This window comes from Streptomyces sp. NPDC054841 (assembly GCF_053611045.1).
Genome location: NZ_JBSGZO010000242.1, coordinates 1 through 12,900, shown reverse-complemented (window position 1 = coordinate 12,900; position 12,900 = coordinate 1). Strand labels below are relative to the sequence as shown.

14 protein-coding genes and 1 pseudogene are annotated in these 12,900 nt (G+C 71.4%); 6 read left to right on the top strand and 9 right to left on the bottom strand.

The features are described 5' to 3' along the window. Positions 1-83 precede the first annotated feature (83 nt). The 3 genes from ACWGI8_RS27155 to ACWGI8_RS27145 all read right to left on the bottom strand — a co-directional run bounded on the left by ACWGI8_RS27155 (position 84) and on the right by ACWGI8_RS27145 (position 1,871). On the bottom strand, positions 84-440 hold the full coding sequence (locus ACWGI8_RS27155) for a YciI family protein (RefSeq protein WP_453664758.1): 357 nt from the start codon (positions 438-440) through the stop codon (positions 84-86). Between the two features lie 356 nt (positions 441-796). Continuing rightward, positions 797-1,372 (bottom strand): histidine phosphatase family protein, encoded by a 576-nt coding sequence (locus ACWGI8_RS27150; RefSeq protein WP_453664757.1) that lies wholly within the window; start codon positions 1,370-1,372, stop codon positions 797-799. 61 nt (positions 1,373-1,433) lie between these two features. Beyond that, positions 1,434-1,871 carry a GNAT family N-acetyltransferase gene (locus ACWGI8_RS27145; RefSeq protein ID WP_453664755.1) on the bottom strand — a complete coding sequence of 146 codons (438 nt, stop codon included), beginning with the start codon at positions 1,869-1,871 and terminating at the stop codon, positions 1,434-1,436. 57 nt (positions 1,872-1,928) lie between these two features. On the opposite strand from ACWGI8_RS27145, the gene ACWGI8_RS27140 reads away from it, so the two are divergent. Then, positions 1,929-2,549 (top strand): DUF6461 domain-containing protein, encoded by a 621-nt coding sequence (locus ACWGI8_RS27140; RefSeq protein WP_453664753.1) that lies wholly within the window; start codon positions 1,929-1,931, stop codon positions 2,547-2,549. Positions 2,550-2,619: 70 nt separating this feature from the next. On the opposite strand, the gene ACWGI8_RS27135 is transcribed toward ACWGI8_RS27140, so the two are convergent. Beyond that, positions 2,620-4,056, bottom strand: a complete 1,437-nt coding sequence (locus ACWGI8_RS27135) for an aminotransferase-like domain-containing protein (RefSeq protein ID WP_453664751.1) — start codon at positions 4,054-4,056, stop codon at positions 2,620-2,622. Here ACWGI8_RS27135 and ACWGI8_RS27130 point away from each other — a divergent pair. Together ACWGI8_RS27130 and ACWGI8_RS27125 are read left to right on the top strand one after the other, a co-directional pair. Then, positions 4,055-5,116 carry a DMT family transporter gene (locus ACWGI8_RS27130; RefSeq protein WP_453664749.1) on the top strand — a complete coding sequence of 354 codons (1,062 nt, stop codon included), beginning with the start codon at positions 4,055-4,057 and terminating at the stop codon, positions 5,114-5,116. The two genes, ACWGI8_RS27135 and ACWGI8_RS27130, sit on opposite strands and share 2 nt — an antisense overlap. Positions 5,117-5,189: 73 nt before the next feature. Further along, positions 5,190-5,384, top strand: a complete 195-nt coding sequence (locus ACWGI8_RS27125) for a DUF1918 domain-containing protein (RefSeq protein ID WP_453664747.1) — start codon at positions 5,190-5,192, stop codon at positions 5,382-5,384. Between the two features lie 8 nt (positions 5,385-5,392). Here the strand turns inward: ACWGI8_RS27125 and ACWGI8_RS27120 are convergent, their stop codons facing one another. Further along, positions 5,393-6,628: a glycoside hydrolase family 10 protein gene (locus ACWGI8_RS27120; RefSeq protein ID WP_453664745.1), complete on the bottom strand. Its 1,236-nt coding sequence runs from the start codon at positions 6,626-6,628 to the stop codon at positions 5,393-5,395. A gap of 195 nt (positions 6,629-6,823) precedes the next feature. Here ACWGI8_RS27120 and ACWGI8_RS27115 point away from each other — a divergent pair, with 195 nt between their 5' ends. Continuing rightward, on the top strand, positions 6,824-7,684 hold the full coding sequence (locus tag ACWGI8_RS27115; protein ID WP_453664762.1) for a 3-hydroxybutyryl-CoA dehydrogenase: 861 nt from the start codon (positions 6,824-6,826) through the stop codon (positions 7,682-7,684). Positions 7,685-7,839: 155 nt separating this feature from the next. Further along, entirely contained in the window at positions 7,840-8,097 is a 258-nt protein-coding gene (locus ACWGI8_RS27110; RefSeq protein ID WP_453664743.1) for a hypothetical protein, read from the top strand. A gap of 28 nt (positions 8,098-8,125) precedes the next feature. Here the strand turns inward: ACWGI8_RS27110 and ACWGI8_RS27105 are convergent, their stop codons facing one another. The 3 genes from ACWGI8_RS27105 to ACWGI8_RS27095 form a co-directional block, all read right to left on the bottom strand. Continuing rightward, positions 8,126-8,656, bottom strand: a complete 531-nt coding sequence (locus ACWGI8_RS27105; RefSeq protein WP_453664742.1) for an NUDIX hydrolase — start codon at positions 8,654-8,656, stop codon at positions 8,126-8,128. A gap of 91 nt (positions 8,657-8,747) precedes the next feature. Then, a complete protein-coding gene (locus ACWGI8_RS27100) occupies positions 8,748-10,088 on the bottom strand; it encodes a transcriptional regulator (RefSeq protein WP_453664740.1) in 1,341 nt (446 codons plus the stop codon). 266 nt (positions 10,089-10,354) lie between these two features. Further along, positions 10,355-11,413, bottom strand: a complete 1,059-nt coding sequence (locus ACWGI8_RS27095) for a PP2C family protein-serine/threonine phosphatase (protein WP_453664760.1) — start codon at positions 11,411-11,413, stop codon at positions 10,355-10,357. Positions 11,414-11,956: 543 nt separating this feature from the next. Between ACWGI8_RS27095 and ACWGI8_RS27090 the strand changes: the two genes are divergently transcribed. Continuing rightward, positions 11,957-12,544: a hypothetical protein gene (locus tag ACWGI8_RS27090; RefSeq protein WP_453664739.1), complete on the top strand. Its 588-nt coding sequence runs from the start codon at positions 11,957-11,959 to the stop codon at positions 12,542-12,544. Positions 12,545-12,579: 35 nt separating this feature from the next. Here ACWGI8_RS27090 and ACWGI8_RS27085 read toward each other — a convergent pair. Further along, positions 12,580-12,900, bottom strand: a pseudogene (locus ACWGI8_RS27085) (serine/threonine protein kinase); the annotation flags it as partial.

The following is a 12,900-nucleotide window of genomic DNA, read 5'->3' as shown; positions in this document are numbered from 1 at the left end:
GACCAGGACGGCGACAGCGCGCCCGTACTCCTCGCGGAACACGCGCTCCACGTCCGCCGCCGACACCTCCGGCATCCCGGACGTCACCCGCAGCTTCCGTGCTCCAGCGGCCTGACCTCGATCGACAGGGGGGCGAGCACGCGGGCGTACCTGCGGCCCCATTCGAGCGCGGCGTCGAGATCGGCCGCCCGGATCACCGTGAACCCGCCGATGTGCTCCTTGCCCTCGACGTACGGACCGTCGGTCATGAGCACCTCGTCGTCCTTCACGCGCAGCACCGTGGCCGTGCCCGGCGGGTGGAGACCCCCCGCGAACACCCACGCGCCGGCCTCCCTCATCTCGGCGTTCAGGGCCTCGAGGTCCCGCATGACCGGTTCGAGGAACTCGGGCGGCGGCGGGTCCCCGTCGGGCTGGTAGATGCTGAGCAGGTACTGCTTCATGGCGCTTCTCCTTGCCGTGACCGCCGGCGCCGTTTCGTTCCGGCTTCTCACCCTCTATACGAACGGGCCCGGCCCGGATCGACACCCGGACATGACGAATTCCCAGTGATTCCGCGACCGCGCTGACCGGGTTGACGGCGTTGGCCGCGCGTTGACGTGCGGCCACACGGCCGGCCTGTCCGGTGGATCCTGGCGGCCTGGATCCTGCCGGGCCGGATCCTGCCGGGCCGGATCCTGCCGGGCCGGATCCTGCCGGGCCGGATCCTGCCGGGCCGGATCCTGCCGGGCCGGATCCTGCCGGGCCGGCGACGCCCTGCGGCGCGTCGGTGCGGCGTGGGCGGGCCGCGCGAGCGCGCTCAGCCGCCGGTCTCCAGGCGCAGGTTCCAGCAACCCGCCCTGCCGGTCAGGACGACGGTGGACAGCGGCCTGACGTCCACGTTCCAGTACGTGGCGGGCGGCGCCTTGAGCGCGTACACGAGCGCGGCCCGTACGACCGCGGGTTCGGCGACGGCGAGGACGGAACTCCCGTCGTCGACGGGGCGGGTGTCCAGCCAGCCCCCTATCCGGGTGATGAACCCCAGCAGCGGCTCGCCGCCGTGCGGCGCGGAGCGCGGGTCGGCGAGCCAGGCGTCGACCGCGGCCGGCTCCCTCGCCGCCACCTCGGCGAGCGTGAAGCCACGCCACCGGCCCATGTCGCAGTCGCTCAGCGCGGGCTGCGCCATCGGGGCGTAGCCGAGCGCGTCGGCGGTGGCGCGGCTGCGGGCGGTCGGCGAGCAGTAGCGCAGCTCGGCCGCGCCCAGAGGTACGAGCGCGTGCGCGGCGAGCTGCACGTCATGCCAGCCGGCCAGGTCCAGCGGCCGGTCGTCGTCGAAGCGCTCGGCCAGCCGGGAGGAGCAGCGCGCGGCGGCGACCAGGGTGACCCGAACACTCATGGCGGGATCGTGGTGCCGGACGCGCCCCAGGTCAAGAGTGGTTACTGACCGTTAATGAAGTTCACTGAAGGCCGAAGGCCATCCACTTCCCCGGGTCGCTGAGCGGTGCGAATCCGGCCTTCTCGTAAACCCCGTGGGCGTCGGCTGTGGCCAGCAGGATCCGTCGCAGCCCGAGCGGGGCGAGGTGGTCCCTGACGGCCTCGACGAGTGTGGTGCCGAGCCCCTTGCCGCGCACGGACCTGTCGATGTAGACGTCGCAGAGCCAGGCGAAGGTGGTGTGATCGGTGACGACACGTGCGTAGCCGACGAGTTCGCCCGAAGCGCTGTCGTACGCCCCGAAGTTGAGCGACCCGGCGATCGCCCGGTCCTGCTGCTCCCGGGTACGTCCCTCGGCCCAGTAGGCGTCGGTGGAGAGCCAGTGGTGGACGCGGGCCGGGTCGAGGCGGGCGGGGTCGGAGGAGATTTCGTACGCGCCGAAGGTGACGTCCGTGTCGCTCATCTCCGTACCTTCGCAGCGCCCGGACCGATTGTCAGTGGCGGGTGCCACGATCTTCCTATGAACGCGACCGCTGCCGATTACGGCTGGCTCGACGAGCACTGTCCTGAGCTCATGGAGGCGTACTGCCTCACGCTGGTGCGGGGGCTGACGCCCGAGGCCCTGCTGACGCGGCTGGGTGCCACCGACCGGGGTGCGCGGATAACGGGGACGAGCAGCCTGGTCGCGGCGGCGTACGACGCCTGGGACGACGGCGACAGCCAGTTCGTGGGAGTCGTCGAGGCGGGCGGCTGGGTGCTGATGGTGGAGCCGAACGGCTACGTCGGCACGCTGGAGGAAGTCCTCAGCCCGCTGTCGCAGGGTACGGAGCTGGTGTCGCACTTCACCAATGTCAACGCGGCCGACTACGTGAACTGGTTCGTGGACGGCGAGCTGCGGCTCCACTTCGAGCCCCTGTTCGCGTACGCACGGTACGGCGCGGACCCCGACGGTTCGGTCGAGGACATGCGCGAGGCCGGCCTCGATCTGCGGGACCCCAAGGAGATCGGCGACGACGACCTCGCGTTGACGACCGCGGCCACGTTCGCCTTCGCCGAGCGGCTGACCGGGGTCCGGATCACCCCGGAGCTGCTCGACGCGGCGGAGTTCCGCTGTGGAAGCGTCCCGCTGCCCGGCCGCTGACGAGCCCGGCACGATCCGCCGGACAGGCCCGGGAGCATCACCCCAGTGCTGACCGCCAGGCCCCTCGGCATCACCCCAGGACCTCGTCGCAGGCGGTACGCAGCCTGCGCACCCCCTCCGCGATCTCCGCCGCGCCCGCGACGCCCGCAAAGCTCATCCGGATGTGTCCCGCCGGGGGTTCGGCGCTGAAGTACGGGCGGCCGGGGGCCACGGCGACGCCCGCGCGGAGGGCGGCGGAGACGAGGGCGGATTCGTCGGTGCCGTCGGGGAGGCGGAGCCAGAGGTGATAGCCGCCGGAGGGGATGTGCGGGAGGACGAGTTCGGGGAGGTGCAGACGCAGCCCGGCGGTCATGGTGTCGCGTCGGGTCTTCAACTCGGCGGCGACGGCACGGAGATGGCGGCTCCAGCCAGGGGAGCCGACGAGTTCGAGAGCTGCTTCCTGGAGGGGACGGGGGACGAAGAAGTTGTCGACGACATGGATGGCACGGAGGCGTTCGAGGACGGGGCCGCGGGCGATGAGGGCGCCGACGCGCAGGCTCGGCGAGGTGACCTTCGTGAGCGAGCAGACGTGGACGACGACACCGTCGGGGTCGTCGGCGGCGAGCGGGGAGGGAAGGGCGCCCGCATCGTCGTGGACGAGGCGGCGGGCGAAGTCGTCCTCGATGACGAACGCACCGGCGGTGCGGGCGATCCTCAGCACCTCGGTGCGGCGTCCGGGGGCGAGCACCGCGCCGGTGGGGTTCTGGAAGAGCGGCTGGGAGACGAAGACCCGGGCACCGGTGGCCCGGAAAGCGGCGTCGAGGAGCTCGGGGCGGACGCCCTGCGGGTCGACCGGCACCGGCACGGGCCGCAGTCCTGCGGCGCGGGCGATGGCCAGCATGCCCGGATAGGTGGGCGATTCGACGAGCACGGGGACGCCGGGCGGGGCGAGGGCGCGCAGTGCGGTGGTGAGGGCAGGCTGGCCGCCCGCGGTCACCAGCACCTCGGCGGCAGTGACACCGGGACCGATGCCGCGTGCGAACCACTCGCGCAGCTCGGGCAGCCCGTCGGCCGGTGGCCTGCCCCAGGCCCCGGGCCTGCGGCCGGCCCGCGCGAGCGCGGCCGCCATCGCCTGCTCCGGCTGGAGGGAGGGGTGCAGATAGCCGCCGTTGAACTCGATGACGCCCGGGCGCGGGGCGGCGAGCGTCACCAGCACCCCGGACGCGTCGACGGCGCGCGGCACCAGCTCGGTTGCGGCGTCCGCGCTGAGCGCGACCTCCTGCCAGGAGGTGTCGCCGGGCACCGCGGTGTCCGTACACGGCTGCGCACGGAAGGCGCCGGCACCCGGCCGGGTGACGACCAGACCCTCGGCGGCGAGCTGCGCGAGGGCGCGGGAGACGGTGACCGGGGAGACGCGATAGCGCTCGACGATGGCCCGGCTCGATGGCAGCTTCTCGCCGACCGAGTAGCGGTTCAGCTCTTGTTTGAGCGATTTCGCCAGCTCGCCCACACTGCTACGCTCTTGCATGAGAGCACAGGATAGCGCTACTACCACCCGGACGATAGCGGTCAGCGATCCGGCCCAGCCCGGCGCGACGGCGGCCGCCGATCCGGCCCTCGTCGTCGGCCCGGCGCTCCCCGCCCGCCCGGCAGCGGGCGACGGCCTGAGCCCGGCGGACGGCGCGGATGCCATCGGCGGCCGGGCCGTTGCCGGGGCGCGCGGCCGGGGGGCACTCCGCGGCGGCACACTGCTCGCGTCGCTCGGAGTCGTCTCCTTCTCCCTCACCTTCCCGTCCACCGTCTGGGGCCTGGAGTCCTTCGGGCCGTGGTCACTCGTGGCGGTGCGCAGCGTCCTCGCGGCGGTCGTCGCCGGGGTGTTCCTCCTGGCCCTGCGCGTCCCGGTGCCCGAGCGGCGCCACTGGGGTTCGCTCGCGGTCGTCGCGGGCGGCGTGGTCGTGGGATTTCCGCTGCTGACGACCCTCGCGTTGCAGACCTCGACCACGTCGCACGCCGCCGTGGTGGTCGGGCTGTTGCCGCTGACGACCGCCGCCTTCGCGGCCGTACGGACGGGCCGGCGGCCCGCCCGGACGTTCTGGGCCGCCGCGCTCGCCGGTGCGGCGGTCGTGATCGCGTTCACGCTTCGGGAGAGCGGCGGCGCACTGTCGACCGGAGATCTCTATCTCTTCGGCGCGCTGCTGGTCTGCGCCGCGGGCTACACCGAGGGCGGCCGGCTGGCCCGGGTGATGCCGGGCTGGCACGTGATCGGCTGGGCACTGATCCTGTGCCTGCCGCTCGCCCTGGCGGGCGCGGCCGTCGCTCTGATGGCCGAACCGGTCCGGCTGACCGCGCACGGCGTCATCGGCCTGCTCTGGGTGGCCGCAGGATCGACCTTCTTCGGGCTCTACGTCTGGTACCGGGGCATGGCCTCGATCGGCATCGCCAAGGCCAGCCAGCTCCAGCTCGCCCAGCCCCTGCTCACCCTCGTCTGGTCGGTGCTGCTGCTCTCCGAGCAGCTCTCCCCCGCCGCCCCGCTCGCCGCCGTCGCCGTGCTCGTGTGCATCGCCGTCACCCAGCGCGCGAACGCCTGAGGGTGACACGGGTCACACCCCGGGACGTAGACTCAGGAGTACCGACCACCCCCTTCAAGGAAGGTCACGCCCGATGGAAGCGAGTGTGGGAGACAAGCTGCTCGTGCACGGCCGGGTCGTCGGCCAGCACGACCGGCTCGCCGAAGTCGTTGAGGTTCTGGGCGACAAGGGCACTCCGCCCTACCGCGTCCGCTTCGAGGACGACGGTCACGAGTGCCTGATGTCACCAGGTCCCGACACCGTCGTACGCCACCGCGACCACAACTGACCAACAGCTCAGCGCCGTGCCCGGACCCGGGTCGGATAGTGATCGGCCACGACCCTGGCCATCGCTCCGATCCGGTCCGTGACGACCTCCTTTGCCGAGAAGAAGCAGTGGCCGCGCACCTGGGCGTAGTCGCAGGCGAGTGTGAGGTGGCGTGACAGCTCGGCCGGGTCCTGCCAGGCCGCGGGCTGCGCCGGATCGCCCGCCTTGTACAGGGCCTCGCCGATGTACAGGTCGACGCCGGTGCCCCGCGCGACCTTGTCCCACCAGGGAACGAGTTTCGCGTAGTCGGCCACGGCCAGGCCGATGTTCCAATACAGCTGTGGCAGGACGTAGTCGATCCACCCCTTGCGGACCCACTTCCGGGTGTCGGCGTACAGATCGTCGTACGTCTGGACACCCGCCCTCGTGTTGGAGCCGAGCGGGTCGGTGGCCACGTTGCGCCAGACCCCGAACGGGCTGATGCCGAAGCGGACCCGGTCGTTGATCTCCTTGATCCGGTCGGCGGTCTCGGTCACCAGCAGGTCGATGTTGTTGCGTCGCCACGAGGCCCTGTCGGGGAAGTCCCCGCCGTACTCCTCGTACGCCTCGTCGTCGTCGACGACCTCCCCGGCCACCGGGTACGGGTAGAAATAGTCGTCCCAGTGCACGGCGTCGATCTCGTACTTCTCGACCGCGTCGAGCATCGCGTCCTGCACGAAGGACCTGACCTCCGGGAGCCCCGGGTTGTAGTAGAGCTTTCCACCGTACGGAAGCACCCATCCGGGGTTCCGGCGCGCGGGGTGGTCCTTGGCGAGGCGCGTCGGATCCGCGTGGTTGGCGACCCGGTACGGGTTGAACCACGCGTGCAGCTCCAGGCCTCGCTCATGGGCCTCCGCCACGGCGGTGCCGAGCGGGTCCCACCCGGGATCCCGCCCCTGGACGCCGGTCAGGTACTGCGACCACGGCTCGTACGGCGAGGGCCACAGGGCATCCGCGGTCGGCCGCACCTGGAAGACCACCGCATTCAGCCGGCGGGCCACCGCCTTGTCGAGGTGGGCCAGCAGCTCCGCGCGCTGCTGGTTCGCGCTCAGGCCGGGCCGGGAGGGCCAGTCGCGGTTGGCCACCGTGGCCAGCCACATCCCGCGGAACTCCTGTGTGCAGCTGCGCCGGCCGCGCACCGGCGCCGCCTCCGCCCGCCCGGTCATGGCCGATGCGGCGAGTGCGCCGACGGCCGTGACGAGTCCTCTTCTGGTGATCTGCCTCATACGCCGAGTCATCTGCCGACCCCTTCGCACCGCAGTACGCCGCGTCCTGCTCACTGTCCCCGCACAGCATTCCCGCCCCGGCCCCTCGTCCACACGCACCGGCGGAGTAACGTCGTGGGGTCGAGGCGGGCGCCGGAACCATACGGGGGACCTGCCGCACTGAAGATCAGCGAAAGGCACGATGTGACCGACACTGTGGCCGACGTATCCCGCGTCGGAGTGGTGGGTTGTGGCCAGATGGGCGCCGGTATCGCGGAGGTCTGCGCCCGCAGCGGACTCGAGGTCAAGGTCGCCGAGACCACCGGCGAGGCCCTGGAGATCGGCCGTACGCGTCTGCACAACTCCCTCTCCAAGGCGGCCGAACGCGGCAAGATCACCGAGGAGGAGCGCGACGCGGCGCTGGCCCGGCTCAGCTTCACCACCGACCTCGGGGAGTTCGCCGACCGCGATCTCGTCATCGAGGCGGTCGTCGAGAACGAGCAGGTCAAGACAGAGATCTTCCAGGTCCTCGACCAGGTCGTGACCCGGCCGGACGCCATCCTCGCCTCCAACACCTCCTCCATCCCGCTGGTGAAGCTGGCCGTCGCGACCTCCCGCCCCGACCAGGTCATCGGCATCCACTTCTTCAACCCGGCGCCGGTGCAGAAGCTCGTCGAGCTGATCCCGGCGCTGACCACGTCCGAGGAGACCATCAAGCGCTCCGAGGCCGTGGTCGAGCAGGCTCTGGGCAAGCACGCCATCCGCGCCCAGGACCGCTCGGGCTTCGTGGTGAACGCGCTGCTCATCCCGTACCTCCTCTCGGCGATCCGGATGTTCGAGTCGGGCATCGCGAGCCGCGAGGACATCGACAACGGCATGGAGCTGGGCTGTGCCCACCCGATGGGTCCGCTGAAGCTGTCGGACCTGATCGGTCTGGACACGGTCGCCTCGGTCGCCGACTCGATGTACGCCGAGTTCAAGGAGCCGCTGTACGCCGCTCCTCCGCTGCTGCAGCGGATGGTGGACGCGGGCCGGCTGGGCCGGAAGACCGGATCCGGCTTCTACTCGTACTCCTGAATCACACAGGTGTTTGGCACGGGTGTTTCACACGGGGTGTGAGGAGCGTGTCCGCATATGCCCTGCGCACACGCTCCCTTGCTCCGACCAGGGAGAGTTGACTCGGGAACGCTCGACCGAGGGACCACAGACAACTTTCCGAAGAGGAGCGATCCGTGACCACCGACCCCGATCACTTAGCCGCCGTCGAGGAGTTCGCCGAGCTGCGCCGCTCTCTCGACGTCGGCCTCGCCCGTATCGACGGGCATCTCGCCCTGCTCGCCCAGCGCCATGACCGGATCGACCGGGATCTGACCGATCTCGCCGCGCGCGTCGTGGTGCTCGAGCACACCAAATGGCCTCTGCCCGCGGTCGCCGCGCTCACCGCGCTCGGCGCACTGGCAGTGGCGGTCTGGCAGGCAGTCGGCCACTGAAGGGGTCCTGTGGATCAGGCCGGCCGGCTCAGCCCAGCCGCAGATGGTGCAGCATCAGCAGCCCGGCCGCCATGTTGGCGGCCGGGACCTCGCCGCGGGCGATCATGTCCGGGACCAGCTTGAGCGGAATCCACTCGCGGCGCGAGGACTCGAAGTCGTCCTCGGGGGGCCCGATGTACGTGGCCTCCTCCGACCAGTAGAGATGGTGCCGGGAGTCGGTGAGCCCGTTGGACGGCTCGACCGTCAGCAGCTGCTGGAGGGGGCCCGGCCGCCAGCCGGTCTCCTCCTCCATCTCGCGGGCCGCGGCGGACGCGATGTCCTCGCCGTCCTCGACGACTCCCGCGGCGAGCTCCCAGCCCCAGCTGTCGGTGATGAAGCGGTGCCGCCACAGCATCAGCACCTCGTTGGCCTCGTTGACGGCGGTCGCGACGGCGACCGGGCGGAGCCGTATCAGGAAGTGGTCGAGGTGCCGGCCGTCCGGCAGCTCCACGTCGGCGAGATTGACCCTGAACCAGGGGTTTTCATAGACAGTTTGCTCGCTTAGTTTCGTCCACTGCACAGTTCTGCCACCTTCCGACAAGTAGATGGCAATATCGCAGCAGGAGCGCGCTCAGAGGGGAACGCCCGCACGGGGGCTCACAGGAGAACGGTCACAGGGGAACGCGCAGGTCCCCGTCGATGAGTTCGGCCGCCTCCTCCGCATGCGTGCATCCGCTCGTCACCAGATGCTCACGCACCGACCGCAGCCGGTCCCTGAGGCGCTGGGACTCCATCCCCCTGGCGCGCTCGGCCATCTCCGTCGCCGTCCGCGCGGCCCGGTCGGCCTCGCCCTGACGAAGCTCGATCTGGCTGAGCATGGCCAGCCGGTGCACCCGGCCCCGGTCGTGCGCCGGGGTCGCCGCGGCCGCCGCCGCGTGCGCGCGGGCCGCCGTCAGATCTCCCAGGCTGAGCAGTGCCTCCGCGACCTGGACGTTCACCAGCCCCGGCTGTACATAGCCCGTCTCGTCCGGCTCGTGCCCCGGGCGGATCCGCTCCGCCTCGGCCTCGGCACGCCGGATGCAGCCGAGCGCGCTGCTGCCGTCGCCGAGCTGGGCGTACGCCTTCGCCTGCATCGCGTACAGATCGGCGGCCAGCGCCGGGGTGATCTGCCGCCCGGCGGCCCGCAGTGCCGCCTCCGCGAACGCCACGGCCTGCCGGTACTCCCCCATGAACAGCGACTGGTTGACCAGCAGCGCGATGACGTACGCGCCAAGGCCCCGGTCGCCGCTCGCCTTCGCCAGCCGCAGCGCCTGATGGAAGTACCGCTGGGCCAGTCCGTGCGCGTCGGAGTCGTAAGCACAGATGCCCGCGACGGCCACCAGGCCGCCCGTCGCACGGTGCAGCTGGCGGCCGAGGGCATCGCTGTAGGCGCCCCGCAGCAGCGGAGCCGTCTCGGCGTTGAGGAAGCCGACGATCCGGGAGCGGGTGGCGATACCGCCGGCCTTCCGGTACATCAGCTCGTAGTGCGCGCGGGCCGCCCGCAGCATCTTGATGTCGGCCATGCTGACCCGGGTCTGGCCACTGCGCGAGACGTCCGTGTCCTCCGGCGGGTTCTCCCACTCCCACACGGGCATCACCGCGGGCGTGCCCGTGACCGCCGGTGCACCGATGATGTGCGGGCGTTGCTGCTCGTCGGAGCGCCACAGCGCGGTGGCACGCTCCACGAAGCCGGAGAGCGGCGAGCCATGCGGAACGGCGGTCTCCCCCGGCAGTCCCAGACCGATGTCGTCGAGGGTGACCGCGCGGTGCAGCCGGACCGCGAGCACCTCGCAGATCAGATCGGGCACCTGTCCTCGCGGCCGCTGGCCCTTCAACCAGCGTGCCACGGCCGTGTGTTCGTACCTCAGTGCCAGGCCTCTGGCCCGGCCCGCCTGATTGACGTGGGCGGCGAGGCCCGCGTGGGAGATGCCCGCCTCGTCGAGCAGGGCGTCGAGCAGAGTATTGGGCTGCATGTGCCCCTCCGTTGGCTCGGTGGGCCCAGACTAGTGGAGCCCGATTCGCACGGGGTGTGAACCAAGTGCCCGTATCCGTGCCGCACACGCTCTGCCGCCCTGCCCTGTGCCCCGGTTGACTGAAATGCCTCTCACAGAGGCGGCCGGGCCGCCGGGCTCCCCCTCGTACAGTGCGGCGGCCCGCACCCCCCGCCGTCCGTCCTGCTGATCTGCCCGACACTCCGCGGCAGGGCGGGCGGCACCGGCCGCGAAAGGCCCTTACCTCTCTATCGATTGGAGGGTTCCCGGCGGGAACGGCGCAGCCCCGGTTCTGCGGACTGCGCCGGGACCCGCAGCCCGTCGTTACGGAGCACCATCAGCGCCACATCGTCGGTGAGCCGGCCGCGCGTGTGGCGCAGCAGCGCCGTGTGCACCCGGTGGATCAGCGCGGCGGGCGGGGCGGGCGGGCCGAGAGCGGTCTCCGTGAGCACCTCCTCCAGCCCGAAGAACTTCCCGTCGGCATCGCGCGCGTCCTCGGCCCCGTCCGTGTGCAGGAACAGCACCTCCCCCGGCAGCAGGGGCGCACAGCGGTGGACGGGGATGCCCTCCGGCAGCGGAAAGAGCCCCAGTGGCGGCAGCGGCGGCCCGGGCGCCAGTTGGCGACTGGCGCCGTGCCGGAGCCGGTACGGCCACGGATGGCCGCAGTTGACGGCGAGCATCGCGCCGTCGGGCCGGATCTCCAACAGCAGTACGGTCACGAACTCCTCGGCCGTCGGGGAGTCGGGCTCCGGCCCGCCTGCCGCGGGGTGCTCGGCGCGCGCCCGCTCCCGCAGATGCCGCTGCAGGGCCCGGTCCAGCCGGCCCAGTACGCCGCAGAGCCGTGGTTCGTCGTGCGCGGCCTCCCGGAAACTGCCGAGCACCGCGGCGGCCGCCCCGACGGCGGCGAGGCCATGACCGCGTACGTCACCGATGACGACCCGGACTCCGTGCGGGGTGGCCACCGCCTCGTACAGATCGCCGCCGACCGCCGCGCCGCGGTAGGCGGACAGCTGTCCGGCGGCGACGGCGAGCCCCTCGAGCCGCGGCGGAAGCGGACGGAGCAGCACCTCCTGGGCGGCGCGCGCGATCTTCCGCACCCGCTTCAGCTCCCGGGCGGGGGCGCGCCACACCCCGTACAGCAGCCCGCCGCCGACCGCGAGGAACACGGCGCTGGTGGCGATGCGCGCCCCCATCCCCTCCTGCTGCTCGGTCGGGCACGCCAGGCGCCACACGGTGGCCGCGGCGCCCCACGCACCGGCCAGCACGAACGGCATCACGCGCCGCGCCCGCGCGGGCGCCCTCGGCATCCGGCGCCGCCAGACGGCTCGCGCCGCGGCAACCTGCCGGTGCAGCCATGTGGCGATGTGCACTCGTGGCCTGTCTCGCGTCATGCCGCCGGCTCCCTCCTAGGTCCTGTCCGGGCGATCTTCGAGGAACAGGCCGCGGCGTCGGATGCATGGGGTCTGCCCAGGCCCGGAGGGCCGAGGGGACGCAGCGCAAGGCGGTGGGGGCACCTCCCCGCGGTAGCCGGGCGTGGACCCGGTGAAAGGTGACGCTGCGGCTCGCGGTCGCGGTCTTTACGGAAACGGCGGGCGGCAATTACCAGGACCACCGCCATCGGTCAAGTCACGAGTTCCCGTGTCACGCGATTCAGGGGCATGACGCGCTTCGATGTGCCGGGCCTAATTGAGGCATGGGTTCACGCAGATCAGGTGGCCCACCCGCATCGCCCCGGAACAGTCCGGGTGACCGTGAATCGACCGGACCGTTCGACGGCCCTTTCGCCTTCCCCTTTCCCCTTTCCCCTGGAAGTGATTTCTATGTCTCGCCGTTCCCGGACGCAGCGCCTTGTGACGCTCGCCGCCTCGACCGCCCTGGCCGCGGGCGGCGTCCTGCTGCCCACCAGTGCGTTCGCCGCCCCGCCGATGCCGCATGCCGGCACCGTGAACACCGTGCCGGCCGCCCACGACATCGCCCTCCCCACCGTGGAGTGGGTGAACACCACCGATCCCGCCACCGGCATCACCTTCAAGCTTCCCGGAAAGGCCACGGTCGAGAGCCACCCTGAAACCGCGACCAACTACCCGAGTCGCTCTTACGCAGTGGACACCGCTGACGGGTCCTATGGCCTCACTGTCTCCGACCTTCCGGAGAACACCTCAATAGATCTCGAAGCGGGGCTTCAGGGCTTGATCGAGCACACCAACAAGGAAGCCGGCGCGACTCTCACCAGCACCGACATTCAGAAGACCACAGTTGACGGCCACCCCACCCTCGACGCGCGTCTCGTCACCAAGGACGGCGAATTGGCCGGTTCCATTCGCCTCATCGACGCCGGCACCCATGTCGTTCAGCTCTTTACCCTCGGTCCTGCGGCGAACGAGGCGGCCGTGAGCCAGATGCATCAGCAGATCCTCCCCAGCATCCAGATCCCCTGACCCGGACCTCGCCGGGCCCTGTCCGCCGCACGCCGTCAGCAGACGGGCAGGCCCGGGACGGGCTGGTCGTTGTCGCCGCCCTTGATGTAGACGACGCTGACGTAGACATCGGTGTTGCCGCTGTCGTCGTCGGTCCGGGCCCACCAGACGTTCGTCCACTGGCCGGACGTCTCACGCCGGCCCAAGTCGGCCTGGCAGTAGAAGTAGTTGGTGCCCGCGTTGAGCACGCCCATCTCGCTGCCGGAGCGACTGTACGACTTCGCGGTGCGCCAGACCTCACAGTTGTACTTGCCTCCGCCGGTGGAGTGGCACACCGGTGCGGGGGCAGGGGCGCCGCCGCCACCACTGGCGGCGGC

Excerpts from the sequence above, each read along its gene's own strand:
- ACWGI8_RS27120 (WP_453664745.1), bottom strand. The coding sequence starts at position 6,628 with ATGAGGCAGATCACCAGAAGAGGACTCGTCACGGCCGTCGGCGCACTC.
- ACWGI8_RS27125 (WP_453664747.1), top strand. The coding sequence starts at position 5,190 with ATGGAAGCGAGTGTGGGAGACAAGCTGCTCGTGCACGGCCGGGTCGTC.
- ACWGI8_RS27150 (WP_453664757.1), bottom strand. The coding sequence starts at position 1,372 with ATGAGTGTTCGGGTCACCCTGGTCGCCGCCGCGCGCTGCTCCTCCCGG.
- ACWGI8_RS27130 (WP_453664749.1), top strand. The coding sequence starts at position 4,055 with ATGAGAGCACAGGATAGCGCTACTACCACCCGGACGATAGCGGTCAGC.
- ACWGI8_RS27155 (WP_453664758.1), bottom strand. The coding sequence starts at position 440 with ATGAAGCAGTACCTGCTCAGCATCTACCAGCCCGACGGGGACCCGCCG.
- ACWGI8_RS27145 (WP_453664755.1), bottom strand. The coding sequence starts at position 1,871 with ATGAGCGACACGGACGTCACCTTCGGCGCGTACGAAATCTCCTCCGAC.
- ACWGI8_RS27100 (WP_453664740.1), bottom strand. The coding sequence starts at position 10,088 with ATGCAGCCCAATACTCTGCTCGACGCCCTGCTCGACGAGGCGGGCATC.
- ACWGI8_RS27140 (WP_453664753.1), top strand. The coding sequence starts at position 1,929 with ATGAACGCGACCGCTGCCGATTACGGCTGGCTCGACGAGCACTGTCCT.
- ACWGI8_RS27095 (WP_453664760.1), bottom strand. The coding sequence starts at position 11,413 with ATGCCGAGGGCGCCCGCGCGGGCGCGGCGCGTGATGCCGTTCGTGCTG.
- ACWGI8_RS27135 (WP_453664751.1), bottom strand. The coding sequence starts at position 4,056 with ATGCAAGAGCGTAGCAGTGTGGGCGAGCTGGCGAAATCGCTCAAACAA.